Consider the following 23,151-nt stretch of genomic DNA (forward strand, 5'->3'; position numbering starts at 1 on the left):
TGCATCAGCGCAACAGACGAGTGGATGTGCTGCTTGCCTGGACGGGCGGAGCTACTTTCACGACCGCGGAACTGGTTTGGCCGCCCCGCACGATGGTAAGCTTCACATCCTGACCGATGCGTGCAAGGCCAATTTTGTTCCGAAGTTGCGACGCGGTGCGGATTGGACGGTCATCTGCCATGACCACGATATCGTCCTTGCGCAAGCCCGCCTTTTCAGCCGGAGAGTCTGGCGCGACCTCCGCGATCACTGCCCCTTCGTTGCGGCGAGGATTCGTCGACGGTTGGAGCTCGCGCACTGAAGCGCCAATGCGGCCACGCTCAACGTATCCTCTATCTACGATCTGCTCCATAACGAGCCGGGCCATATTCGCGGGAATTGCAAAGCCGATCCCGACATTCCCTCCGCCGGGCGAAATGATCGCAGAGTTAATGCCGACCAACTCGCCACGAAGATTCACCAATGCGCCGCCGGAATTTCCCGGATTGATCGCAGCGTCGGTCTGGATGAAGTCCTCGTAGCCTTCCTTGCTCAAGCCAGTCCGACCCAGCGCACTGACGAGCCCGGACGTAACGGTCTGGCCGAGTCCGAAGGGATTTCCGATCGCAAGCACGAAATCCCCGACTTCAAGCGCATCACTGTCGGCGAAAGGAAGCCCCTGGAGGCCGGCAGCGTTTGGGATCTGCAGCACTGCGACGTCAGTCGGCGCGTCGCGCCCGATTACCTTCGCAGATAGCTGCCGGCCATCCTTGGTCGTTATCTGAACGACTGAAGCGCCTTCGACAACGTGATTATTGGTCAACACATAGCCGCGCTTGGCATCGACGATGACGCCCGAACCCGTCGAATTGATTTCCTTCTCGACCTGCTTGGGAATGTCGAAGAACTCACGAAAGAACGGATCGCGATAAAGTGGATTGTCCTCGCGAACACGGCCGTGCACGGAAATATTCACAACAGCCGGCGTCACCTGTCGAACCACCGGCGCCAATGTTGGCACAGAACCGCCCGTCTTCAGGTCCGGCACTTGGGCTGTAGCCGGTGAAGCCGCGAATAGCGCCACAACCAGAAGCCATGCCAATATTGTTCGCTGACCCAACATTCCGATCACCCTTGCATGCTTGTCGGATCGTCAATCTGAGGCAGAAGTGTTCCTTCCAATGCTACGAGCGGAATTGCCCAGACTGCTGCGGCATGGCCAAGCAGCACGATGGCTAGAACGGCTTCCGTGACCATCACAGCGCCCTCCGCTGTGCGGCGGCAGCCCAGGGCCGCCGCAACCGCATGGGAACGCCACCGCCACGGGGCGGATCATCATCGTCGTCTCCGTCGAGTTGCCGCAACGCTGCCAGTATGTCGGCCAACTTCACAGCGTGGCCCGTTCCGGGGACCTCCCGCAGGTCGGGACAGGATTCCACGGCGTACATGTCCGACGCCCACGAGGACAGGATGATCCGCTTCTCAGGCGTCGAGAGCTCCTTCTCATTCAGGACTTCCGCCGGAGAAACGTAGTGAGCGGCAGGGTGGAAGAATGGGTGAAGACCACCGCCGTTGATTTTTACGTTAGTCATGGCTCGCCTCCCTATTCACTCCTTTCCAAGGGATGGTGATCGAGATTTGGGTGGCGGCGTAGTCGATGTCGCCACCCACGTGAGATGAGATAGGACAGAGAGCGACTTCCGTTCAGAATCGCCCGTCCATGGATCGGGGCTACTAAGCGGCGTTCTTCTGCTCGATCTGCGATGAAGTAGCCGTTCCACTTCCGATCTGGATCTTGCGCGGCTTCATCGCTTCCGGAATCTCTCGAACGAGATCAATGACCAAGAGACCGTCCTGGAAGGACGCCTGCTTCACCTGAACGTAGTCGGCCAAGCTGAAGACTCTCCGGAACGGTCGCGCCGAAATACCTTGATAGAGATACTCGCGCGCAGCACCATCGGATTTCCTGCCTTCGATCGTGAGAGCATTCTGCTCGGCAGTCACGGAGATATCGTTAGCACCGAGGCCTGCCACCGCCAGCGTGATTCGATAGTGGTCCTCGCCGGACCGCTCGATATTGTACGGCGGGTAGCTGTCCTCAGTCGGCTGGCGTGACATGCCGTCGACGAGGTCAGCCAGATGATCGAAGCCGACCGTGGTGCGCCAAAGTGGTGCGAAATCAAGTGTCCTCATAGCCAAGTCCTCCAAAGAGCAATATGGATACGAAGCAAGGCAGGATCGGAGTTTCGATTATCGTCGAACACCCCAGTCCAGCGCCTCGTGCCGAGCCCCGCCTGGCGCTCGACACACCGCAGTGGCGGTCGAGAAACGAATTAAAACTGACACTCATGAGTTCAAGAGGCTGTGCGTTTTTTTCTGATCGAGCCTCGCCTGGCAGCTCAGCGACTACGCGGCCAAGCGATCCGGGTGAGCGCCCTCGCGTAGGACATCCATCACTCGCTGCTCTCGCTCAATCCGGGCTGATAGAGTTGCTGCTCTTGCTCGCTCCTCGCAGTTGAGAGCAGGCGGCGCTCGTAGTGACCGATCACCTTTTGACAGCGTCGGATGAGGAAGTCGCGGACGCCAAGCTCGACTGCTGTGCTTGAGGCTGCATCGGAGCTCCCGCGCACGGAATGCCTCGCCGAATTCGCTTCAAACATGATTGTCGCTCGCTCTTGACGACCTTGCATAAGATAGCGAGCGGCCTTTGCAGGCCGCTCACTGACATTCAGCTTGCTGCCGCCAGTCCGGCGGGATGGGGCGTCGGCTGCGGCCAAATACCCGTCGGCGCGGATGTCGGCGGCAGCAAGATGTCGATCTTCATCGTTGCCGCCGCAGGCTGCCACTTCAACCACGGCATCGTATCGAGATACGGGATTGGCGGCAGTGGCAGTCCAGTGAACGCACGCTGTGTGGCCTCGGCTCCCCGCGGGCTTTCCAGGCCGTAAGCACCGAAGGCGGTCAGGGACATTGCGCTGCCCATTACTAGAGCGAGCAGGCGTCGCCGCAGATTGCGGTTGGTCTCCGTCCGGGCGGAGAACGTATGGTGATGGCTCAGCATCTATACTCCTCCAATCGTTCGAAAACAGATCCAGGCAAGGGTGACAAAGCTCAGGTCGAACATGAACCAGTGGATCGCCTCCTGCCTCATCCTGAGCCAATGACGATTAAACCTGTTCATGGGACACTCCATCCTTGGAAGCGGTCTTCTCTCCTCTCATCGGTGGAGCCCGGCCTTGATCGGCCGGGCTCTCCTGTTCAGAAGTCCATGGCGGGAGCGGCCGGAGCTGGTTCGGCCTTCTTCGGCTTCTCGGCCACGAGTGCCTCGGTCGTGATCAGCAGCGATGCGACCGACGCGGCGTCCTGTAAGGCGGTGCGGACAACCTTGGCGGGATCGATCACGCCGGCTTTCACCAGGTCTTCGTACTCGCCAGTCGCCGCGTTGAAGCCCCAATTGTAACTCTGGTGCTCCAGAAGCTTGCCGACAATCAGCGAGCCATCCTCGCCGGCGTTCTGCACGATCTGCCGAGCCGGCACCTGGATGGCGCGGCGAACAATGTCAATGCCGGCCTTCTGGTCCGCGTCGGCGGTCTTGATGCCGTCAAGCGCTTTGAGGGACCGCAGAAGGGCTACCCCGCCTCCGGGGAGAATGCCTTCCTCAACCGCCGCGCGCGTAGCATGCATCGCATCGTCGACACGGTCTTTGCGTTCCTTGACTTCGACCTCCGTCGCACCGCCCACGCGGATCACTGCGACGCCTCCGGCAAGCTTGGCGAGGCGCTCTTGCAGCTTTTCGCGATCATAGTCGGAGGTCGTTTCCTCGATCTGAAGCCTGATCTGCTGGGCCCGCGCCTCGATATCCTTCTTGGCGCCCGCGCCGCCGACGATGGTGGTATTGTCCTTGTCAATGACCACTTTCTTGGCGCGCCCGAGCATCTTCACTGTCACCTTTTCCAGCTTGATGCCGAGGTCCTCGCTGATGACATTGCCGGCGGTCAGGATCGCGATGTCCTCCAGCATCGCCTTACGGCGGTCGCCGAAGCCCGGCGCCTTGACGGCAGCGACCTTCAGTCCGCCGCGCAGTCTGTTGACGACCAATGTCGCAAGCGCTTCGCCTTCGATGTCCTCGGCGATGATCAGGAGCGGCTTCCCGGACTGGACGACCTGCTCCAACAGCGGCAGCATGGTCTGCAAGCCAGACAGTTTCTTCTCGTGAATCAGAACGTAGGGATCCTCGAGTTCGACGCGCATCTTCTCGGTGTTGGTGACGAAGTATGGCGAGATGTAGCCGCGGTCAAACTGCATACCCTCGACCACTTCGAGCTCAGTGTGCAGGCTCTTGGCCTCCTCGACGGTAATCACGCCCTCGTTGCCGACCTTGTTCATGGCATCCGCGAGGAATCGCCCGATCTCGGTGTCGCCATTGGCGGAGATTGTGCCGACCTGCGCGATTTCGTCATTGGAGGTAATCTTCTTCGCATGTGATTTCAGGTCGGAAACGATGGCGTCGACAGCAAGGTCGATGCCGCGCTTCAGGTCCATCGGATTCATGCCGGCGGCGACGGACTTGCTGCCTTCCCTAAAGATGGCCTGGGCAAGCACGGTGGCCGTTGTGGTGCCGTCACCGGCGGCATCGCTCGTCTTCGAGGCGACCTCGCGCACCATCTGCGCGCCCATGTTCTCGAACTTGTCCTCCAGTTCGATCTCTTTGGCGACGGTCACGCCATCTTTGGTGATGCGCGGCGCACCGAACGATTTCTCGATCACGACGTTTCGCCCCTTCGGACCGAGTGTGACCTTCACCGCGTTTGCCAGAGTGTCGACGCCCCGCAGCATGCGCTCTCGGGCCTCGGTTGCGAACTTGACGTCCTTGGCAGCCATTTTGATCTCTCCTTTCCTCTATGACTGTCAGCGCGCTACGCTGCCTTCTTGACGGTGCCTGCCTTGTCGATGACACCCAGAAGGTCGCTTTCCTTCATGATCAGGAATTCCTCGCCGTCGATCTTGACCTCCGTACCCGACCACTTTCCGAACAGAACACGGTCACCGGGCTTGACGTCGAGTTGAACGAGCTGGCCCTGTTCGTTGCGTGCGCCGGGGCCAGTGGCGACAATCTCGCCCTGCTGTGGCTTCTCCTTTGCTGTGTCCGGAATGATGATACCGCCGGCGGTTTTCTCTTCGGCGTCGAGACGTCGCACGAGCACGCGATCGTGCAAGGGACGGAAATGCATGCACATCCTCCTTGGGTAGGTTCAGCGATGTCCAAAATCCGGGTCCGTAACGGCCCCCGGGCGGAAAAGCACCTAGGAGCGAGGGATCTACTTTCAAGAGGGAGGAAGAAAATTTTTTGCGACGAAGGCCGGCTCGTCGCTATCGCTCGCGGCTTGCACCCGGAGAGTCTTCCCCAGCGTCCAGCATCGCTCGCCGCACGTTGAAAACTGAGATCATCAAACCAAGATGTTTTCTCGGCTGCAGAGCAGACTCTGCGCAGCAAACTGGAGCATCTTCGAAAGGAGGATAACCAGAGATGCGGACTTTATTGGTACTTGCTGCTTTCCTCGGGATGGTGGTTTCGCTGCAAGCGAAAGAAACGGATTCGTCGCGATCAGTGCGAAGCTCCGACGCGGCCGTTAAGCAGTTTGTCAGCAATCAAAGCGGCCAGCCGCGGGTCAAGTCGGCAAGAACAAGATCCGATGGCCGCAGGGACCGTGATTTCTCAGCGGAAGCGATCGTGCCTGATATCTGCACCGGCTGCTGATCCACCGATCAGCAGCCGGCCAGCGGTTTTTCGTGTTCTGCTTCTAGTATGCGCTTGCTGAAGCAGCCTCAAGATCCGGAAGACGTACGCACATCATCGTCTTGATGCGCTTCAACGCACGCTGCTCGATCTGGCGGATACGCTCACGAGAAATCCCGAAGGCATTAGCAAGATCGTCAAGCGTGCTTTGCTGTTCAGCCATGTAACGGGCTTCGACGATGGTGCGTTCTCGCGGAGAAAGCGCACTCAGCGCCTCAGAGAGTGCGGCCTTCTGCCGTTCACGGTATCCGGCCTCCACGAGCAGGGTTTCAGGATCAGGAGATGAATCGGCGACCCTGTCCTGCCATTGCTCGCCTTCTTCGTCACTGAGCTGAACGTTCAGCGTCATGTCGCCACGGATCCGCCCGTTCATCTCGACGACGTCGGTTTCCTTGACCCGAAGATGCTCGGAGATCTGCTTCACCTGCTCCGGCGAAAGCTCGCCATCGTCCGGCGCACCAAGGCGTCTCTTCAACTTTCGAAGGTTAAAGAACAGCTTTTTTTGCGCCGCGGTCGTGCCGAGCTTAACGAGTGACCACGATCTCAGGACGAACTCCTGCACGGAGGCCTTGATCCACCAAGCGGCATAGGTCGCCAGGCGAAATCCCTTCTCGGGGTCGAACCGCTTGACGGCCAGCATCAATCCGACGTTGGCTTCCGAGATGAGGTCGGCGATGGGCAATCCATAGCGCCGATATTTCAGCGCGATCTTGGCGGCCAATCGCAGATGGCTCGTCACCAGACGGTAGGCAGCTTCGCGATCCCCGGAATCCCGAAGGCGCCTTGCATACATCACTTCTTCGGAGGCATCGAGCAGCGGGAAGCTACGGATCTCTTGCAGATACCGGGACAACCCGGCTTCCGAATGGATGGCAGGGAGGGCTGACTTGATTGACATGACGCACCCTCCTTCAGAAGCCATCGCCACTCTTGAGCTCTAACGAGCGGCCAGAGGGAAGATACCGCCGCGAGAGCCCACCGAGATGAGTGAGACTGATCGACTGCCAAGCGACGATACAGCTAGCTTTCATATCCAAATCCTCCATGGAGCAAAATGGTACGAGCCGCCGTGTCGCCTGGCTTAGCTGGGCCCTGAGGCGCCCAACGACACTCAGGCCGGCGGCGCCAAAAGAACCGCGAAGCCAACGGGTTGTTCCCCGTGTCAGCTAGCCAATTCGTCGGAAGCCAAGCTGCCGCTGCCCGATGAAGCGGGGGACGAGTTCGATGCGTGGGGCTTACTATCCCGCCCGGCATGACCTCCGCGATCGAGGTGAAGTGCGAATCCGCTTGTGCCGGGAACCTCGAGCCCGGCGCGGAGCTGCATGCGCGGGATCAGGTAATCGCCGCCATTTTGCCGCCGATACGGAATGGGCGGGGTGGTGGCAAGCGACCGCATCCGCTCTCGCAGACCCTCGGCGACGGGTTCGAAGCCAGAATCGTCGAACCGATCGACCCGGTACACCACGAACGGAGGCAGGACATCATAGCCGGGATAGTAGAGGATGCCGTGATTGATGGGGAAGAGCAGGTCGTCGATCGGCCCGTTGACCCCGCGATCGGAATAGTGCTCCTGCCATCCGCCGGCGGTCACGACCAGCATCGCGCGCTTGCCCTTCAAAGTTCCGTCGCCATAGCGGTCGCCCCATCGCTTGTCGCTATGTTCGCCGACTCCGTAAGCAAAGCCGTAGGCGAACACCCGGTCGACCCAGCCCTTGAGGATCGCCGGCATCGAAAACCACCACAGCGGAAACTGCAGAATCAGGACATCGGCCCATAACAGCTTCTCGATCTCGGCTTTTACGTCGCTGGTCAACGCGCCCGCCTCGAAAGCCTGCTTGGAGGCCGCGGCCGGCTTGAGCCGTTCACCTTGAACCAGCAAGGGAAAGTCCCCGCGGTCGACCTCGGATTTCCAGCCCTGGGCATAGAGATCCGACACCTGCACCTCGTGACCGAGCCGCTTGAGCTCGCTGACGGTGACGTCGAGCAGCGCGCCGTTCAGCGAGCGCGGCTCCGGATGGGCGAACACAATCAAGACCTTCATGACAGCACCTCCTGATGAGTGATGTCGATCAGGTGGCACGCGAAGCCGGGATGCAGTAGATGTCGGCAATGTATAGGATTATGCCATAAAATGGATAAATCAGACGTCACGCTCGAGCGCATGCGCAGCTTCGTCCGGGTCGCCGAGCGGGGTAACCTGTCCGCGGTCGCGAGGGAGCTCGGAGTCGGCCAGTCGACGGTGACGCGGCATTTGCGCGAGCTGGAGGGCGCGGTCGGCGTGCCGCTGCTCAGCAGAACCACGCGCCGGGTGACGATGACTGAAGAAGGGGCGCGTTACTATCGGCACTGCGTCCAGATCCTGCGTCAGGTTGACTTGGCGGGCGAGGAGGCACGCAGCACACGTGGCGCGGCAGCGGGTACGGTACGCATCTCGTGCACCGCGGCCTTCGGAGTCCTGCACGTCAGCCGTTTCATTTTCGCCTTTCAGGACCGCCATCCGGACATCCTGGTTGATCTCAGCCTCACGGACGAGCGCATCGACCTTGTGCAGGAGGGCGTCGATATTGCTCTCCGGCTTGGGCCACTTGGCGATAGCTCGATGAAGCTCAAAGCGCTGGGCCAATCCCGGCGAATGCTCGTTGCCGCACCCGGCTATCTAGCCGAACGCGGCAAGCCGGCGCGTCCGCAAGACTTGGCGGATCACGAAGGCGTCAGGATGTCCAATATCGCGGGCAGCGATCTCCTCGTCCTTCATGGTCAGCGCGGCGGGCGCCATGTGGTGCCATTCGGGGGGCACTTGCGCGTCGATCATGGACTTGCAGCCAGAGAGGCCCTCGTAGCCGGACGCGGGATAGCGCCTGCACATCTCTGGCTCGTCGAGGATCTCCTCGCCGCCCACAAGCTCGAAGTGGTGCTTCCCGAATTTTCGCCACCGCCCGTTCCGCTGAACATGCTGATCGTACCGGAACGGTTGGGCATTGCCCGAGTGCGCTTGTTGGCCGACTTTCTCTCGGCACAGATCGCGCAAACACCTGGGATCAAGAAGCCGGCGCATGGAGCCTAGCGATCGGTCGATAGCGCAGCCGAACCTGCGAGGGTGCTTCACCAGTCGTGTGCCCTGCCTGCCCTGCTCTCCAACGCGACGCTTTGCGGCAGGCGGCAGTTACCTGGATGGAGATGCCAATCCGGCACGGAAGGCCTCGCGCCAGGTCGGATAAATGAGCTCAAGTCCAGCTCCCGTTTTGCCTTGGCGTTCGAAGCGCCACGGCCCTCATTCATCCATTGCACCGCTGCTTTGCCGGCCACGAAGAGACCGAGCCACGATGCAAGCCGGAGCGGCGGCCCACCACCCGCCGATTCTGCGAAATACGGCAACCACTCCGAGACTTTCGCCGGCTCATCGTCCACGATGTTCTGCTATTCTGATTCTCTTGACCTCCATTTTCTCCGTCCCACAACTGATGACAGCGCGAGCGAGCAAGTCGCGCGCCCTGAACGAAGGCCCGGCGGGAACCGGGCCTCCTTTTCATCACCAGTACCAGTACGGATAAACCGGACGATAGTATCGGACTACCCGATACGGACGGCCATAGTAGTAGGGCGGGCCATAGACCGGTCGATAATAGACCGGTGGTGCGGTTGCGGCCGCTAGTGTTCCAGCGAACAATCCGAGAGCAAGCCCGGGACCGATACCCGGACCGCCCCAGCCATGATGACGCCAATGGGCCGAAGCCGGCGCAACTGATCCGATGAGGAGCGTTGCCGCCGCGACGACTGCAAGAGCAAGCTTTCTCATGTCGTTTCCCTCAAGTTACTACGTGCTCTGCGCACTTGTCTCCTTGTCATGGTCCACTTCGCCGAACCTCGGTTCGGCTATACAGTGAATTAGAACTGTCCCGGGCGAGTTCAAGTAACGCGTGATGAGACCTGTCGATCTTGCCAGCGATTTGGCGGAGCCAAAAACCAGCATCAGAAGATATTCACCTGCTCCGGCATTCTCAGCGCGGTGGTGGACCAGCTCTAGCTGGGGCGCGAAAATGAGCGCGCCGTTAGACCGCCCGGAGGCCTTCCTTCGGCATCTCCCGGATCAGCAGGTCAATATCGCTCTGCTCCAGCGTCTCCTTCTCAAGGAGCTTCTTTGCCGCGCGGTCCAGGATCGGACGCCGCGTGTTCAGTATGCCTTGGGTGCGCTGAAAGACCTGATCCACAATATCCTTTACCTCGCGGTCGATGGCTGCGGCGGTCTCCTCCGCGTAGCCACGCTCGCGAACTGGATAGGGCTGGTCAGGGCCTGCCAGGAAACTGCCGGGCTCGCGGTCATAGGCAACGCTGCCGAGCTTCTCCGACATCCCATAGCGTGTCACCATGCTCCGTGCGATGTCGGTCACCCGGCGCAGATCGTCGGCTGCTCCCGTCGATAGATGACCGAACACGATGAGCTCAGCTGCACGGCCGCCGAGCAGAACGGCCATTTTGTTTTCCAGCTCCTCCTTGGTCATCAAAAATCGGTCTTCGATCGGCCGCTGAATGGTGTAGCCGAGTGCACCGACCCCACGGGTATGATCGAGACCTTGTGCACAGGATCGACACCAGGCAAGGAAAGCGCGACCAGCGCGTGGCCCGTCTCATGAAAAGCGACGATCTCACGTTCCTTGGGATTGAGCAGCCGGTTACGTTTCTCCAGGCCGGCGACCATGCGCTCCACCGCGTTATTGAAGTCGCTCATGCTTACCGCCTCGGCGCCGCGGCGGGTTGCCAGGAGTGGACGAGGTTAGCCAGGTCGGCGCCGGTAAATCCCGGCGTCAAAGCTGCAACCGACTCCGGCACGTTGCCGGCCAGTTGCACCTTTTTCATATGGACCTTAAGTATCTCGATGCGCCCCTTTTTGTCGGGACGATCGACCAACACCTGACGATCGAAGCGGCCGGCGCGCAACAGCGCAGGATCAAGAATTTCAGGCCGGTTGGTTGCCGCAAGGATGACCAGACCCGATCGTGAGTCAAAACCGTCAAGTTCGACCAGAAGCTGGTTGAGCGTTTGCTCCTTCTCGTCGTGCCCTCCAGCAAACGGGCCGATGCCACGCGCTCGGCCAAGCGCATCGAGCTCGTCAGTAAAGATAATTGCCGGTGCCTTTTCGTGTGCCTGCTGGAACAGATCTCGAACCCGTGCCGCGCCGACACCAACAAACATCTCAACGAATTCCGAACCCGAGATCGAGAAGAACGGAACTCCGGCTTCGCCTGCAACCGCCTTCGCCAGCAGGGTTTTGCCCGTGCCCGGCGGACCAACCAGCAGCACACCTTTCGGCATGCGACCGCCAAGCCGACCGTAATCGGTGGGATGCTTAAGGAAATCGACGACCTCGCGAAGCTCGTCCTTGGCTTCGTCGACACCGGCGACATCGGCAAAGGTGACGCCCGTGTTGGACTCGACATAGATCTTGGCCTTGCTCTTGCCGATCGCCATCAGTCCGCCGCCAAGGCCGCCGCCTTCAGCCATGCGACGGCCGATGTACCACCACAGCCCGAAGAATAGCAGTACAGGCATCACCCACGAGAGGAGGTCGCGCAGAAAGGTGCTCTCGATTTGTCCGGTAAAGCGGACGTTGTATTTCTCCAGTTCCTGCGCCACGTCCTGGTCGACACGCGTGGTCACAAATCTCTTCTGGCCGCCTGGCAGCGGCTCCTTGAGCGCACCCTGCAGGGTGCGATCGGAAATGCCGACCGCATCGACCTTTCCTTGGTGCAGTAGTTGCAGGTATTCGCTGTAGGGAATGACGGCAATTTGTGTGGCCGTTGCGATAAGATACTGGATGAAGAAGACCGCGAAAATAGCGGCGATGGTATATCCGTCATTGAAGCGAGTTTTGCTGGTCATGCAGAAACTCGATGCAAAGGGCCCGGAAGCAGCTTCCCCGAATCGACCGGATAATCGGCGGTTGGCGCGGCACTGCACCAAACACTCTGGCGTGGCATTGGTTTCAACGAGTTCCTGACGGAACCGGACGTAGCCCCGTCGGGCATCTCGACTGCGGCAGTCCGCTTGGGCAGAGGCTCCGCCCCTGGTAAGCCGTCGACCGCCACTTTGACTTCTGCGCGTTCGGACCGCTCGTAGATCTCAACGTCCAGGGTCGACGCACTCGCACGGGCGTGGACGTATCTCCACTGCGGCCGCCGAAAGCGAAATTGAGCAGGCTTTGCATCAGGGCGGCGGACCTCTTGAAACCTGACCAGTGGGTTCTAATTCGAAGATTGCGGTGCGGATCGCGCTGCACCGGACGCCAGTCGAGGGTCCGGTTTTCGGGCGCCGGACGCGATGTCCGGCGCTCATAAACCATGTTGCTCAAGTGGAGGATGTGGCTATGACCACCTTTGATTTTGCCCCCCTGTGGCTTTCGACCGTTGGTTTCGATCGCGTGTTTGATCTGCTCGAGGATTCCGTCCAATCGACGGGCGACAATTACCCACCTTACAACATTGAGCGGGCCGACCAGGATCACTATCAGATCTCCCTCGCGCTAGTCGGCTTTGCACCGCATGAAATAACCATTACTGCGGAGCAAAACGTACTCACGGTTGAAGGCCGAAAGGCCGATAAGGGAGACCACCAATACTTGTACCAGGGTATCTCCGTGCGTCCATTCCGGCATCAGTTTAATCTCGCCGAGTACGTGCAAGTGAAGCGCGCTTCGTTTGAAGACGGAATGCTCAAGATCGAGCTGGTACGTGAACTCCTCGAAGCTATGAAGCCGCGGCAGATACCGATCCAAGCCGGCAACGACAACCAGAAGCTCGCGAACCAGCAAACGGCCTGAGTTCACTCGCCTGCTAGTCAGCGGGGAGCTCCTCGCTCAGCTACCAGCGTGCACCGAACTGCGGGTGGACACCTAATGGCAGAGCGAGCTCGCGTCGCCGGATTCAGGGAGAAATACATGAAGAACGTAATCTTAAACGATCCGCAGCAGCTTGAGCGCAGGCTGCTCAAGCTCTTCGAACGTCACGGTAGCAACGGTCGCGCGGTCACCCTTGAGAGCCTTGCTGCCAATGTTGGCATGCAGCAGCAAGCGAAGGATCTTCTCCTTGCCCTGGGAAACCTCGTCACACGGGGACTTGTTAAGCGTGCCGGCGACAATCCTATACCTGGCTCTCCTGTTGCATTCCGTCTGGTACGTGCGGCATCGCCGCATGATCTATCGGCCGCCACGAGCGCTGCGATAGTGGCCCGTCCGTTAAGGGCTTCGACCAAGGGAGTTCGTCAAAGCCGTTCACGAGAGAGCAAACAACTGCCGAAAGGCATTGAGACCCTGTATTCGACAGCTCGGCAAGGTTGATAGATCAGCGATGGACGATTATCGCGACCTCATGACCGTTGCTCTGGTGCTGTTCTTCGCGGGTCTCATGTTGGTGGTCGGCCAACTCTATCTCGAGCACAGCACCAGACAGGATCTCGGCACGGAGATCGAGCTCCCACGTGTGCCGACCTCATAACCAATCCTGAACTCGCGTGTGTCCGCGAGCACCGGGGCGACCGGGCTACGCGTGGACCCAAGAAAGGGGTGATCGAGCTAGCGTTGCTGGCTGCGTGACTATCTGGATAGATGGAAGTTTCAGCCGCCTTGCCACCGCGCACCGTACGTGTCCGGGCGCTTGTCCTCGTCGGGCTTGGTGCCGGGAGAGCCCGCAAGTCGCGCCGGGACGCTTTCTCCGCGGGAGGGGAGCCAGGCTTCCACTACATGTCGTCGAACGCGCCCTCCTCGTGGAGCAGAGTCGACACGGTCGACCGAAAGCCTTGCGTGCAGGGCCGCCGCCGGCGGGTCGTAGAGGAGTTCATGATCCGCAACGTGTTGTCTGAGATTGGCACGCCATCGTTCGGCGTCGGCTTTGCGGGCGCGCGATAAAGGTCGTCCCTGATCTCGCGGTCGATCCCGCCTGGGAGCCTTTTCCTTCTATTTTTGCAGCCAGTATTGCGCATAGTTTGCCTCGCTGGTGCTCGCGCCGGTTCACCCTCACGCAGCCCAAACCTCGTCCATCGCATAACGTTGCAGCACCGGACCGCCCCGTGATTGACGCGATAAGAACAAAGCGGATCGCGGAGAGTTTGTGCCGTGCAACTCGAACTGCAGGTTGTCAGGGAGTCAAAACACGAAGAACCCAACCCGAGCAAGTCAAGTCCGCAATTTCACGCGGCCCTCCTTGAAACGTGCCGCCACTTCGCTGAATGGCCACCGCTTCACTTTGGCCGCATGCCGTTCTAGTCCCGTTACTCCCTTCGAGCAGACATCGTCTGGCCGCGCCGGCATGTCGCAAGCGGACCACAACCGAACTCTGAACCTCTTGGAGCGTTCGCTACATCCCGCTTTAGTGCAGCAAATCGCTGGCTGCTACTCGGTTGATAATGACGAGGCGCTGTTCGGCGCTTGCACCGAAATCTATGTCTGCCACTAGATCGAGCAGACGCTGATAGGCATGGTCAGCGACGGCGACCGGCAAAGGCTCTTCGTCGAAGGCCTCTACATAGTTGTCAACGACGGTATTCAGCAGACAGCACAGGCCCTGTTGATCAGGCTCGTTCTTGCAGGCATCATAGAGCCTTTGCTGAAATTCGCGGAAAGTCTGCAACCCGTGGTGCTGTTGCGAAAGCCACGTATGCAATGCGTTCATGGTAGCCTCTTCAACTAGGAGGAAGAAGCTAACAACTTATACAGCCCCAAAAGAGGATCAACAAATGCGGTTTTTGCAGATCCCTAGTGCGGCATATGCAGCTGCAGCCGCGATCTGGAAACTTTCGCGGAAGCGCGAAATCCTGCCGTCTTTTCGAGAGTTTATTGGACTAGGATCGCTGCCGTCAGTCATGGGCTATGTCGAACTGGGCCTGTCAACATCCCTGGATGTCCTCGACACGACCGACGAGATGTCCTCCAGATGAGGTCCTTGGAGCGGTCCTTGATCGGCTTGTAGTGGTCGGCTTCGAGGACCGCGAGGTCGCCTTGAGCGATTTTGAAGACGGCTGCTCGGTGACGAAGCGCCGGTCAGCGCGAGACAGTTCCACCCACACCGACGGCTCAGCTGGATCTACGAAGCCCAGACTCACTGGAGCGAGCTGGCGCCGCAGGCCGAACAGACCGTCAGGGCCGAGAGGGCGTCGCTTGCGCGCTGCGGGAAGGTCTCACCGTGATGGCGGGCCCTACGCCGGCCAAAGCCTTCGACGACTGCGTGCTCGATAACCGCCCTCCCCTCCGACGCGGCCGCGAAAAGGGTTCAGTTCAGCCAGGCTGAGCCGAGAATGATCGAGCAAAAGTTCTGACGAACGTAGTTCATATCCTTCAGCGCCAGCACGTCCGCCTTCACGTTTCCAAACGTCGTCAGCGGCTTTTTGATGATGCCGTTGGCGAAGTGATCGATGATGTTTTCCTTGAAGTTCGTCTCGCGCGGATGATGGACGCAGACATCATCGCGCTGTTCATGCGTGAAGTCGTGATAGGCGATGCCGAGCACGTCCATTTCCACACCGGCGGTTACCAGCGCGATGATGGGTCGCATATGCTCCGGGATACCGGGCGTGGTGTGGAGTGCGATTGCAGTCCAGACGTCCTCAATATCGCGCTCCGGCACGCCGTAGCTTTTCATGAACTCGCGTGCGGCATTGGCACCGTCGACCTCGAAGCGCAGGTCGGCGCTCGAATATGTCTCGGTGAGGCCCATGTCGTGGAACATCGCGCCGAGGTAAAGTAGCTCCGGGTCGCACTTCAGGCCACGGCGCTCGCCGGTCAGCGCGCCCCACAGGAAGACGCGGCGACTGTGGTTGTAGAGCAGGTCATCCTCGGTATCGCGCACGAGCTCCGTGGCGGCGCGCGCGATAGCACTGTCGGGCAAGCGGATGCCGGCGATGACCTCAGACATGGAGCGATCTCCTTCATGGGTAGTGGGTTGGCTGCTGGTCGCCATTGGGCAATGCAGCCCTGCTCTGAGCAACAAACAGGATGCTTCGGATCAGGACAGCCGTACGGCGTTTGCTGACAAAAGGCCGTCGGAACGTTGGCGGTAGCCGAAGACACCCGTCGTCGTCAGAGCTCCCGATCTATTCCGATTCCGCCCGCCGGAAGCTGGCGCGATATTGGACGGGGGTGACGCCAAGACGAGTGCTGAACACGATTCGCATCCGGTCGGCCGACCCGAACCCGCAATCGAAGGCGACGGTCTTCAGCGGGCGGTCGCTTCCTTCCAGCATCATGCGCGCCGCATCAACGCGGGCGCGCTCGATGAACTCGTGCGGTGTCGTCCCGGTCGCCTGCACGAAATGCCGGGCCAGATTCCGGGGGCTCATGCCGACGATGCCGGCGAGCGATTCCAGGGTGTGGCGCTCCCCGATTTTGGCCATGACATGGTCCTGAATGCGTGCGATTGGCGATTCCGGATCGGCGGGCGCCGTGAGATAGGGACTGAACTGCGACTGTCCCCCCTGGCGCTGGGCAACCACAACCAGTCGCTTGGCGACCTTGAGCGCAGTTTCCGCACCGTGCCGCTGCCCAACGAGCGCCAAGCCCAGATCTATCCCCGCAGTCACACCGGCGGCGGTGATCAGCCGTCCGTCGCGCACATAGATCAAGTCCGGTTCAACTTTCGCCTTCGGAAACCTGGCCGCCAGCGCTTCTGCATCCTGCCAGTGGGTTGTGACTCGCCGATCGTCCAGGAGCCCGGCATAGCCGAGCACAAAAGCGCCTGTGCAGATCGATCCATAAAGGCTTGAGCGCCACGGCAGCTCCCTGATCCACTCAAGCAGGCACGGTTCGGGCTCCGCTTCCGGCGGCGTCGGAGCGCCGGCCACCAGAATGATGTCGAAGCCGCCCACCGCGTCTTCGAAGGTCAGGTCGGCCATCAGCCGTATGCCGTTCGACGCGCGCAGCGGATTGCGGTGAGCGGCAACCAACACTGTTTCATAACGGTCAGCGCTGCCGAGAAAGCTGTTGGCCTCGCTGAACACATCTAGCGGACCAGCCACATCCAGGGCTTGGACCCCCTCATAGACAACGATCGCGACAGCTTGTACCGGCACGTCTTACTACCTCTCGAGTCTGGCTGCCCCACTATGCAGGTAGTCTGGAGCCTGCAAAGGCCTGGCCCGATCTCGGAAGCAACAGAACGTACACGGTGCATCTCGGTTCACGGATTTTCTCGGACGATTAGCCCACCAAGCGGCCCATGAAACAGATCGTCACGGCGACAGGCGAATCCGTCGCGCCATCATCGTGATCCCGGCGCCCTGTCTGGGGACGTCAACGGCTCGTCCTTGAAATCGGCAACGAAGATTGCCAGTAAGCTGGCGGGCTCCGTCGCGCTCGCGTTCTCACTGATGCTGTGATGTGAGCCCGGCATTTCGTAAAAGCCTTCGCCTTGATGATAAACCTTCGCGGGCTCGTCGCCGACCTGGCTGCGGATGACGCCGGACAGTACATAGGCGTAGATAAATGCCGAGGCTGCATGGTGATGAGCCAGCGATTTGCCGCCGGGAGGATAGGTCACCGTCACGGCGACTATCCTCTTTCCGTCGACGTTTGGCAGTGCGTGCTCGAAGGCTACTTTCACCTGTTCCTGCTCCTGCGCGATGGCAGGGGGAGCTCCCAGAGCGATGGCTGCTGCTATCAGCGGGACGAAGGCTGTTTGCATCGCTCTCCTTGCTGCTATTGCCGTCATACCTCGAGGGTTTGAGAGCACACCAATCCGATAGGCAAATCCGCTGATCGACATCATCGCATCTCCTCTTCTAACGAGTTCATGCAAACCACTTGAAGTCAAGACGCAGCCCGCGCTGATGGTCATGGTAAAGCTTCTGGTATGAAGCCACCGCCGCGCCATCACGTTCGGCCGCAATCGGGACTCAGCACAGGATACGCCCCGTCATGATCCTGAGCCTTGTGACAGGGAATCCGGAAAGGGAGAAGCAGCGATCAAGTCGCAAGCATTGGGGCTCTTGAATCCTGGCATGAAACGTTCGCAGATGGCGGCGTTGACGGTCCCATACGTCGTTTCAGGCTTGTGTGCAAAGCCGGCGAAATACTCCTGGATAAAGCCTTCCTTAAAATGGATGCGGGGATACTTGGCGACGATTTCCTCGCGCAGCTCCGCGGGAAACTGATCGAACCCCACCCCGATTACATCGAGAAGAACACCGGAATTGAGGAGCGCTACTTCGGGGCGCATATATTTCGGAATGCCGGGCGTAGTGTGCAGCGCGATCGCCTCCCAGACGGCCTGCACCTGATGTTCGGCGATGTTGTGGGTGCCAAGAAACTGCCGGGCGGCGTTCGCGCCATCGACTTCGAAGCGTTCGTCCGGGCTCGAGAACTTCTTGATCAGGCCGAGATCGTGAAACGCGGCGGCAACGTAAAGGAGCTCAGGGTCGAAGCGCAGTTTCCTCTGACGCCCCTGCTCGGCGGCGAACAGGTAGACGCGAATCGAATGATTGAATAGCAGATCAGTGGAATGCTCGCGCAGGACTTCTGTAGCCTCTTTCGCGAGCAACGAATCGGGAATGACGAGGGCGTTGGACAAATTTTTTGAGATCATTTGTCGTGTCCTTTTTTGGAGTAGCTGTGGGAATGATAGCCGACCGCAACGAGGAGAATTGATCGATCAACCGACAACGAGCACGATCTTTCCTTTCGGCTGAGGCCGCACGCGTTCCAGCATCAGATGAGCCTCGCGCGCATCGGCGAGAGGCACGACTGCCCCGACGTGTGTTCGTAGTTTTCCACCATCGACGAGGCGAGCAATCTCCTTCAGATGTTGGCTCGTAACGTTGACTAGAAAGAAATTAGCTCCGACACCGTAGCGTTGGGCGAGTTGCTGATCCGGATTTGACACTGCCGAAATCAGCTTGCCGCCGCGACGAAGGACCTGGAACGAGCGGGTTTGGGTTTCGCCGCCGACCAGATCGATGACAGCATCGACATCCCTTACTTCTTCCTCAAAGCGCTGGGTCCGGTAATCAATCACGGTGTTTGCGCCGAGGTTGCGCACGGCGGCAACATCGCCCGTCGATACCGTTGCGATCGTTTGGATACCCGCCTGACGGGCCAGTTGAACCGCATAGGATCCGACGTTGCCCGCCGCCCCATGAATGACCACCCTTTGACCTGCTTCGAGTTGGGCGTGGTCAAACAATGCCTGCCATGCGGTGACGGCAACGACGGGAAGGGAGGCGGCTTCAACGTGGGTTAGCGAGGTTGGCTTGGTCGAAACCATGCCTGCGGAAGCCACAGCATACTCGGCATAGGCACCGATAAACCGCGGGTTCGTGACCCCATAAACTTGTTCTCCCACACGCAGTTCAGAGAGCCCGGGTCCTGCGGCGACGATTTCACCCGAGAGATCCGACCCAAGAGTGAGGGGGAGCGGTTGCGGCAAAGCACTCTTTCCGGCCCTGATCCAGCCATCCCACGGGCCAACTCCAGCGGCTTCAACCTTGACCAGAACCTCGCCCGGGACAGGCTCGGGGCGCGAGATGCGCTCGAACTTCATGATCTCTGGTGGCCCAAATTCGTGCACGCGCCAGGCCATCATCGTTGAATGAGTTCGCTCTTCGTTAGTCTGAGGAACGATGCTGCCGTTGGTCATCTCATGCTCCTTTTGCTCGATTCATGGCATGTCCCCATCCCGGCTAACTTCACGACCGCGCGTGCCATAGCTCGCCTCGTCGGCGCAGTGCCCGCCCGTAATCGCGTCGCGATCGTTCGAGTCGTGTTCAGTGAAACGGCTTTCTTGATCGTGCTCGCCTCGGCGAGAGGGCATATGTCGCAATGGACTCTGCTTTTGACAACCAATCCGATCCCACGGATCAGGACAGCCGGACGTCGTTTCCTGACAAAGACGCCTTCGGAACCTTCGCGCCAGCACAACAGCGCCACCGCTCGTACAGTAGGTTCGAATCCAGACGCAGGCGCTCACGCAAACGTCCTCCGCTCGCAATGTCCGCGAAGCAAGTATCGGCGGCTCGAGAAGTGCGCGAGGGCGTGTTCGGGCGCGGAGGACCGCCGGTATGGTTCGGACCCGGCAGGAGCAAGCTAGTGCAGGCTTTCTGACTAAGACCCAGCTAGGAGCGAACTACGGTGGACAATGCCGACGCCTTGGCAAGGTGGAGCGTTAGCTTAAACACCTGGGCGTTCACCCCTCACCTGCTCTCGCCTGCCGCAGTGACGGACACCGGCGACGCTAAAGCTTACGGTAAGTAATGTGCGCCGTCGCAAACGGGATGCCGGCACGGCCAGCACGGCCGCGAACTATGCAAGCTCGTTCATCGATTCCATAAAACCAATCGTCGAAATTCAGCTTGAACGATTTACCACCCCCTTGTGGTGTATCGCGCGTGTATTTCCAGTGGAATGCGCAACCGGCTTGCTCCCCAATGGCATCACCTTCGAGACGATTTTCCAAGCCGGTGTACTTGCCCTCCTCACCCTTTCTGATTGTCCAATGCAGAGTGTCGCTATGACCATCGTCAAATGTATATGTCTCGATGAACAGCACTGTGTCGGTGTCAGCATCTAGTTCGCCGTGACCAACAATTGTTGCGCGTTTCAGTAGTCCGCCAACTAGACTTTCCAGTACTGCCCAACCTTCTAGCCGCCCGACGAAAAAACGTTCAGGAAGAAACAGCGGCGTTGTTCCTCTAAAAGCATCGATCGCCATCGGTAAACCCTTCGAAAATGCATCCAACCAACCGAATCAATCGAATCACTGATGCGATTGACCCAACTCGGTCGAAAGAGAGCGCCGTGAACTTCTCCTCTCTGAAGAAAGACGTGGCATTCGCCAGGTGACAGGCCCAGGGAAGCTGTTGGCGACGTTCAAGGCGCGCGCCTCGTCCGTCTCCAGAGCGATCTTCTGAGCAAGCATGACGTCGCCATGTGGCAAGCCACCGAGCGGAACGAAGCATCGCCCCGTCCCGAGACGCCCATATTCATCGATTTCGTGGACGTTAGCTGATGTTCCCCGACGAATGCGGTAGCGCTTTCCGGTATCACATCCGACGACGTCGAAGTATCCTTTCGTGTCGAATTGAACTCTTTGCTGGAGCGAAAGCCATGAACGCAGAAGCCGCAGGGAGCGAGCGAAGCTCGTCTTCTCGTCCTTGGCCGCTTGATAAAGCTTACCAACGGCCAAGCTCCGCAGACTCCAATTACCTGCGCGACGGGACACATTCTTCACTTGTGCTCACCCACCCACAAGCCGCGGGAAAAACAATGTCTCTTCCGCCGCTGGATCGAATGTGGTGATCCTGGTTACCTCGCCAGGGTCTGTCCGCACCGCCGCAGTATAACCCTTGCTGGTGAATTCTAGGAATAACCTCTCTGCTTCTGCCAAGGCATCTGCCTCGGAGTTGTCGAAAAAGTGCCGGCTGTCGCCGCTGTGATCCATAACGATTTGCGTGGCCATGCTGAGGCTCCCGATTGCATTTCGAATGGAATGTCGAAGTCGAGAGCTCGTTCCTAATAAGGGACGCCTTTAAGGAAAACGTGGCTCCTCCCGCTCAAGTAGGCGGGTTCACCTGCTAAGCACAGGGAATATCCGCTAGGTATCGGCACTTCTGCGATGCGGCAATTCCTGACCCACGCTTGCTCGAGGAGATCAATCTGGCGTTGCGGGGAAGGAAAGATCGAGGCCAAAGAAAAAGCCGCCAGCTGGGCGCGGCGGCTTAGATAGTCCCGGACTGTCGATTGATCCCCCAGCCCCAAGCGTACCGCCGTTACCTTGCGGCCATGCCTGTCCGGTCAACCGAACGAGCTTCGATTCGGTACCGCGCTCTTACAAGGCCGGTGAGGCGCGAAACGAAGAGGACGGCAGCCGAACCCGCGCGCTGTCGCCGGCCGCGACCGGTCCGCCGGCCCGCACCACGCCCAGCACCCCAGATTTGAATGGAGCGCGCGTTTTCCGCCGACGAGAGCTGCCGTTTCAAGCCGGCCTGGAAGCGTTCGATGAGGACACAGGGCGTCCGCAGACTGGTCAGCTCGACAATGCCTTCGTCAAAGCCCGCGCTCGTGGACAGCGGCAGGCTGTGCTCTCGTGGAACGAAAAAGACCTAACCCCCGCTTGATCAAATCAGAAGCCCGGCTATGTAGATCGTCACGCCCCATTTGCACGATGCTCCACCTTGCGAACGCGAAGCAGGTGAAATGTATCTAGAGGCGCCTTGTCATCCGATACTGATCTGGATCAGGATCGTCGATAAGATCGGGCGAGCGCGAATGTGGGCACAGCGCAAGCGCCACCGGGCCAAACGTCTAGAGGACCTGCTGGCGCTCTATGCAGATCGGGCGACCCTCGATTGTTGCGACGGAAGCCGGGCGCGCCTGTGCGCAAGCGCTTCGCGAGCGGTAATCGGCGGGGACGGTCGGCAACTGCTTAGGAACCTTGGGCATTGCCAGGCGGTTGTCGGGTTCTCGACGAGTGGAGACCGCTCTGACAATGCCCGACTATCCTAAGCCGCCGTACCCCAGTCAGAGCCAACCGATGCCCGGTTCGACCGCGAAGATGGATCCGCGTCCGGATCACGGCGAGAACAGCTACAAGGGCTCGGGCCGTCTGCGGGGCAAACGGGCCATTATCACGGGCGGTGACAGTGGAATTGGAAGAGCCGTCGCCATCGCCTTCGCTCGCGAGGGCGCGGACATCCTGATCGCCTACCTCGAAGAGCATGAAGACGCCACCGCGCCCAAGTGGAGAGCGAGCGTGGGCCTCCGAAGCCCAACCGGGGCATCATCCGCGCGCCGCCAGCCAATCTCGTTGACCGGCGAAACTGCATCATCCGCTCCCTGACGCGCAGCGTCGCACGACGGATCGCAGAAGCCGGCGCTTCGGCACTACGAATGCGCTGCCTTGCCTCGCCTTGGACGCCATTGGAGAGAGCTTCCCGCACTTCCAAGGTAGCGAGGCGGTTGGGAAGGTGGCAGGAGCCCGGCGATCCTTCGTGTCCACAGAGTATCGCAAGGGCCGATTCTCAGCGGGCGCCACATTCAAGATCGCATCGGGATTGCCGAATCGGTCTGGATTTGTCACTCGAAATAGGAACAATCAGAGAACTCCACCGTTCCTAGCGTCAGTGAGCTTCACCGTTCCTAGCGCAAGGCAACGCCCATGAGCACCAAGGAAACCGCTGCCAATATTAAGAAGGACCCCGACGATTGGGTGTCGGGGGACGAGCCGATGACTGACGCCCAGGCATCCTACTTGCAGACCCTGTCAGAACAAGCACACCAGCCCTTCACGGTCGGGAAGGACCTCACCAAGGCGCAGGCGTCCAAGCTCATTGAAGAAATGCGCAAGAGGGCTGGCGTTGAATAGCGGCAGTAGAACAAGAGGCGATTTTGTCAAAGGAGGCCG

Annotated in this window: 25 protein-coding genes and 2 pseudogenes; 8 read left to right on the top strand and 19 right to left on the bottom strand. The window is 59.7% G+C overall.

Annotated features, from left to right (window positions below):
- Window positions 1-4: 4 nt before the first annotated feature.
- From N2603_RS35840 to groES, 6 genes are all read right to left on the bottom strand, one after another.
- Window positions 5-1,102 carry a trypsin-like peptidase domain-containing protein gene (locus tag N2603_RS35840; protein WP_260385841.1) on the bottom strand — a complete coding sequence of 366 codons (1,098 nt, stop codon included), beginning with the start codon at window positions 1,100-1,102 and terminating at the stop codon, window positions 5-7.
- Window positions 1,103-1,235: 133 nt separating this feature from the next.
- The gene (locus tag N2603_RS35845; protein ID WP_260385842.1) at window positions 1,236-1,571 is read right to left on the bottom strand and encodes a hypothetical protein; all 336 of its coding nucleotides are present in this window, start codon (window positions 1,569-1,571) and stop codon (window positions 1,236-1,238) included.
- A 142-nt stretch (window positions 1,572-1,713) separates the two neighbouring features.
- Window positions 1,714-2,172 carry an Hsp20 family protein gene (locus N2603_RS35850; RefSeq protein ID WP_260385844.1) on the bottom strand — a complete coding sequence of 153 codons (459 nt, stop codon included), beginning with the start codon at window positions 2,170-2,172 and terminating at the stop codon, window positions 1,714-1,716.
- A 535-nt stretch (window positions 2,173-2,707) separates the two neighbouring features.
- A complete protein-coding gene (locus N2603_RS35855; RefSeq protein WP_260385845.1) occupies window positions 2,708-3,040 on the bottom strand; it encodes a hypothetical protein in 333 nt (110 codons plus the stop codon).
- A gap of 197 nt (window positions 3,041-3,237) precedes the next feature.
- A complete protein-coding gene (groL, locus tag N2603_RS35860) occupies window positions 3,238-4,860 on the bottom strand; it encodes a chaperonin GroEL (protein ID WP_260385846.1) in 1,623 nt (540 codons plus the stop codon).
- A gap of 35 nt (window positions 4,861-4,895) precedes the next feature.
- Window positions 4,896-5,210 carry a co-chaperone GroES gene (gene groES, locus N2603_RS35865; protein WP_212470136.1) on the bottom strand — a complete coding sequence of 105 codons (315 nt, stop codon included), beginning with the start codon at window positions 5,208-5,210 and terminating at the stop codon, window positions 4,896-4,898.
- A 296-nt stretch (window positions 5,211-5,506) separates the two neighbouring features.
- On the opposite strand from groES, the gene N2603_RS35870 reads away from it, so the two are divergent.
- Complete coding sequence (locus N2603_RS35870; RefSeq protein WP_260385847.1) at window positions 5,507-5,737, top strand: hypothetical protein; 231 nt, start codon at window positions 5,507-5,509, stop codon at window positions 5,735-5,737.
- A 43-nt stretch (window positions 5,738-5,780) separates the two neighbouring features.
- On the opposite strand, the gene rpoH is transcribed toward N2603_RS35870, so the two are convergent.
- Entirely contained in the window at window positions 5,781-6,674 is an 894-nt protein-coding gene (gene rpoH / locus N2603_RS35875) for an RNA polymerase sigma factor RpoH (RefSeq protein WP_260385848.1), read from the bottom strand.
- A gap of 264 nt (window positions 6,675-6,938) precedes the next feature.
- Complete coding sequence (locus tag N2603_RS35880) at window positions 6,939-7,817, bottom strand: NAD(P)H-dependent oxidoreductase (protein WP_260385849.1); 879 nt, start codon at window positions 7,815-7,817, stop codon at window positions 6,939-6,941.
- Window positions 7,818-7,907: 90 nt separating this feature from the next.
- On the opposite strand from N2603_RS35880, the gene N2603_RS35885 reads away from it, so the two are divergent.
- On the top strand, window positions 7,908-8,840 hold the full coding sequence (locus N2603_RS35885; RefSeq protein WP_260385850.1) for a LysR family transcriptional regulator: 933 nt from the start codon (window positions 7,908-7,910) through the stop codon (window positions 8,838-8,840).
- Between the two features lie 465 nt (window positions 8,841-9,305).
- On the opposite strand, the gene N2603_RS35890 is transcribed toward N2603_RS35885, so the two are convergent.
- Entirely contained in the window at window positions 9,306-9,572 is a 267-nt protein-coding gene (locus N2603_RS35890) for a hypothetical protein (RefSeq protein ID WP_260385851.1), read from the bottom strand.
- 253 nt (window positions 9,573-9,825) lie between these two features.
- Window positions 9,826-11,653 (bottom strand): annotated as a pseudogene (gene ftsH / locus N2603_RS35895) (ATP-dependent zinc metalloprotease FtsH).
- 484 nt (window positions 11,654-12,137) lie between these two features.
- Between ftsH and N2603_RS35900 the strand changes: the two are divergent.
- From N2603_RS35900 to N2603_RS35910, 3 genes are all read left to right on the top strand, one after another.
- A complete protein-coding gene (locus tag N2603_RS35900; RefSeq protein ID WP_260385852.1) occupies window positions 12,138-12,590 on the top strand; it encodes an Hsp20 family protein in 453 nt (150 codons plus the stop codon).
- A 117-nt stretch (window positions 12,591-12,707) separates the two neighbouring features.
- A complete protein-coding gene (locus N2603_RS35905) occupies window positions 12,708-13,106 on the top strand; it encodes a hypothetical protein (RefSeq protein WP_260385853.1) in 399 nt (132 codons plus the stop codon).
- Window positions 13,107-13,116: 10 nt separating this feature from the next.
- Window positions 13,117-13,263, top strand: a complete 147-nt coding sequence (locus tag N2603_RS35910) for a hypothetical protein (protein ID WP_260385854.1) — start codon at window positions 13,117-13,119, stop codon at window positions 13,261-13,263.
- Window positions 13,264-14,133: 870 nt separating this feature from the next.
- Here N2603_RS35910 and N2603_RS35915 read toward each other — a convergent pair.
- Window positions 14,134-14,436: a hypothetical protein gene (locus N2603_RS35915; RefSeq protein WP_260385855.1), complete on the bottom strand. Its 303-nt coding sequence runs from the start codon at window positions 14,434-14,436 to the stop codon at window positions 14,134-14,136.
- Between the two features lie 64 nt (window positions 14,437-14,500).
- Between N2603_RS35915 and N2603_RS35920 the strand changes: the two genes are divergently transcribed.
- The gene (locus N2603_RS35920) at window positions 14,501-14,701 is read left to right on the top strand and encodes a hypothetical protein (protein ID WP_260385856.1); all 201 of its coding nucleotides are present in this window, start codon (window positions 14,501-14,503) and stop codon (window positions 14,699-14,701) included.
- 332 nt (window positions 14,702-15,033) lie between these two features.
- Here the strand turns inward: N2603_RS35920 and N2603_RS35925 are convergent, their stop codons facing one another.
- The 8 genes from N2603_RS35925 to N2603_RS35960 all read right to left on the bottom strand — a co-directional run bounded on the left by N2603_RS35925 (window position 15,034) and on the right by N2603_RS35960 (window position 21,207).
- Window positions 15,034-15,675 (bottom strand): HD domain-containing protein, encoded by a 642-nt coding sequence (locus N2603_RS35925; protein WP_260385857.1) that lies wholly within the window; start codon window positions 15,673-15,675, stop codon window positions 15,034-15,036.
- Window positions 15,676-15,853: 178 nt separating this feature from the next.
- A complete protein-coding gene (locus tag N2603_RS35930; protein ID WP_260385858.1) occupies window positions 15,854-16,828 on the bottom strand; it encodes a GlxA family transcriptional regulator in 975 nt (324 codons plus the stop codon).
- Between the two features lie 188 nt (window positions 16,829-17,016).
- A complete protein-coding gene (locus tag N2603_RS35935; RefSeq protein WP_260424334.1) occupies window positions 17,017-17,439 on the bottom strand; it encodes a cupin domain-containing protein in 423 nt (140 codons plus the stop codon).
- A gap of 231 nt (window positions 17,440-17,670) precedes the next feature.
- Window positions 17,671-18,339 carry an HD domain-containing protein gene (locus N2603_RS35940; protein ID WP_260385859.1) on the bottom strand — a complete coding sequence of 223 codons (669 nt, stop codon included), beginning with the start codon at window positions 18,337-18,339 and terminating at the stop codon, window positions 17,671-17,673.
- Between the two features lie 66 nt (window positions 18,340-18,405).
- A complete protein-coding gene (locus N2603_RS35945) occupies window positions 18,406-19,389 on the bottom strand; it encodes an NADP-dependent oxidoreductase (RefSeq protein WP_260385860.1) in 984 nt (327 codons plus the stop codon).
- A 594-nt stretch (window positions 19,390-19,983) separates the two neighbouring features.
- Complete coding sequence (locus N2603_RS35950; RefSeq protein WP_260385861.1) at window positions 19,984-20,460, bottom strand: DUF3833 family protein; 477 nt, start codon at window positions 20,458-20,460, stop codon at window positions 19,984-19,986.
- A 45-nt stretch (window positions 20,461-20,505) separates the two neighbouring features.
- The gene (locus N2603_RS35955; protein ID WP_260385862.1) at window positions 20,506-20,934 is read right to left on the bottom strand and encodes a hypothetical protein; all 429 of its coding nucleotides are present in this window, start codon (window positions 20,932-20,934) and stop codon (window positions 20,506-20,508) included.
- A 51-nt stretch (window positions 20,935-20,985) separates the two neighbouring features.
- Window positions 20,986-21,207 (bottom strand): hypothetical protein, encoded by a 222-nt coding sequence (locus N2603_RS35960; RefSeq protein WP_260385863.1) that lies wholly within the window; start codon window positions 21,205-21,207, stop codon window positions 20,986-20,988.
- Window positions 21,208-22,236: 1,029 nt separating this feature from the next.
- Between N2603_RS35960 and N2603_RS35965 the strand changes: the two are divergent.
- Window positions 22,237-22,476, top strand: a pseudogene (locus N2603_RS35965) (SDR family NAD(P)-dependent oxidoreductase); the annotation flags it as partial.
- Window positions 22,477-22,905: 429 nt separating this feature from the next.
- Window positions 22,906-23,112, top strand: a complete 207-nt coding sequence (locus N2603_RS35970; protein WP_260385864.1) for a DUF3072 domain-containing protein — start codon at window positions 22,906-22,908, stop codon at window positions 23,110-23,112.
- The last annotated feature ends 39 nt before the right edge of the window (window positions 23,113-23,151 follow it).

The sequence above is a fragment of the Bradyrhizobium huanghuaihaiense genome (assembly GCF_025200885.1).
Taxonomy (GTDB): domain Bacteria; phylum Pseudomonadota; class Alphaproteobacteria; order Rhizobiales; family Xanthobacteraceae; genus Bradyrhizobium; species Bradyrhizobium huanghuaihaiense.

Coding starts and splice junctions, on each gene's coding strand:
- N2603_RS35840 (WP_260385841.1), bottom strand. CDS start 1,102: ATGTTGGGTCAGCGAACAATATTGGCATGGCTTCTGGTTGTGGCGCTA.
- N2603_RS35845 (WP_260385842.1), bottom strand. CDS start 1,571: ATGACTAACGTAAAAATCAACGGCGGTGGTCTTCACCCATTCTTCCAC.
- N2603_RS35850 (WP_260385844.1), bottom strand. CDS start 2,172: ATGAGGACACTTGATTTCGCACCACTTTGGCGCACCACGGTCGGCTTC.
- N2603_RS35855 (WP_260385845.1), bottom strand. CDS start 3,040: ATGCTGAGCCATCACCATACGTTCTCCGCCCGGACGGAGACCAACCGC.
- groL (WP_260385846.1), bottom strand. CDS start 4,860: ATGGCTGCCAAGGACGTCAAGTTCGCAACCGAGGCCCGAGAGCGCATG.
- groES (WP_212470136.1), bottom strand. CDS start 5,210: ATGCATTTCCGTCCCTTGCACGATCGCGTGCTCGTGCGACGTCTCGAC.
- N2603_RS35870 (WP_260385847.1), top strand. CDS start 5,507: ATGCGGACTTTATTGGTACTTGCTGCTTTCCTCGGGATGGTGGTTTCG.
- rpoH (WP_260385848.1), bottom strand. CDS start 6,674: ATGTCAATCAAGTCAGCCCTCCCTGCCATCCATTCGGAAGCCGGGTTG.
- N2603_RS35880 (WP_260385849.1), bottom strand. CDS start 7,817: ATGAAGGTCTTGATTGTGTTCGCCCATCCGGAGCCGCGCTCGCTGAAC.
- N2603_RS35885 (WP_260385850.1), top strand. CDS start 7,908: ATGGATAAATCAGACGTCACGCTCGAGCGCATGCGCAGCTTCGTCCGG.
- N2603_RS35890 (WP_260385851.1), bottom strand. CDS start 9,572: ATGAGAAAGCTTGCTCTTGCAGTCGTCGCGGCGGCAACGCTCCTCATC.
- N2603_RS35900 (WP_260385852.1), top strand. CDS start 12,138: ATGACCACCTTTGATTTTGCCCCCCTGTGGCTTTCGACCGTTGGTTTC.
- N2603_RS35905 (WP_260385853.1), top strand. CDS start 12,708: ATGAAGAACGTAATCTTAAACGATCCGCAGCAGCTTGAGCGCAGGCTG.
- N2603_RS35910 (WP_260385854.1), top strand. CDS start 13,117: ATGGACGATTATCGCGACCTCATGACCGTTGCTCTGGTGCTGTTCTTC.
- N2603_RS35915 (WP_260385855.1), bottom strand. CDS start 14,436: ATGAACGCATTGCATACGTGGCTTTCGCAACAGCACCACGGGTTGCAG.
- N2603_RS35920 (WP_260385856.1), top strand. CDS start 14,501: ATGCGGTTTTTGCAGATCCCTAGTGCGGCATATGCAGCTGCAGCCGCG.
- N2603_RS35925 (WP_260385857.1), bottom strand. CDS start 15,675: ATGTCTGAGGTCATCGCCGGCATCCGCTTGCCCGACAGTGCTATCGCG.
- N2603_RS35935 (WP_260424334.1), bottom strand. CDS start 17,439: ATGCAAACAGCCTTCGTCCCGCTGATAGCAGCAGCCATCGCTCTGGGA.
- N2603_RS35940 (WP_260385859.1), bottom strand. CDS start 18,339: ATGATCTCAAAAAATTTGTCCAACGCCCTCGTCATTCCCGATTCGTTG.
- N2603_RS35945 (WP_260385860.1), bottom strand. CDS start 19,389: ATGACCAACGGCAGCATCGTTCCTCAGACTAACGAAGAGCGAACTCAT.
- N2603_RS35950 (WP_260385861.1), bottom strand. CDS start 20,460: ATGGCGATCGATGCTTTTAGAGGAACAACGCCGCTGTTTCTTCCTGAA.
- N2603_RS35960 (WP_260385863.1), bottom strand. CDS start 21,207: ATGGCCACGCAAATCGTTATGGATCACAGCGGCGACAGCCGGCACTTT.
- N2603_RS35970 (WP_260385864.1), top strand. CDS start 22,906: ATGAGCACCAAGGAAACCGCTGCCAATATTAAGAAGGACCCCGACGAT.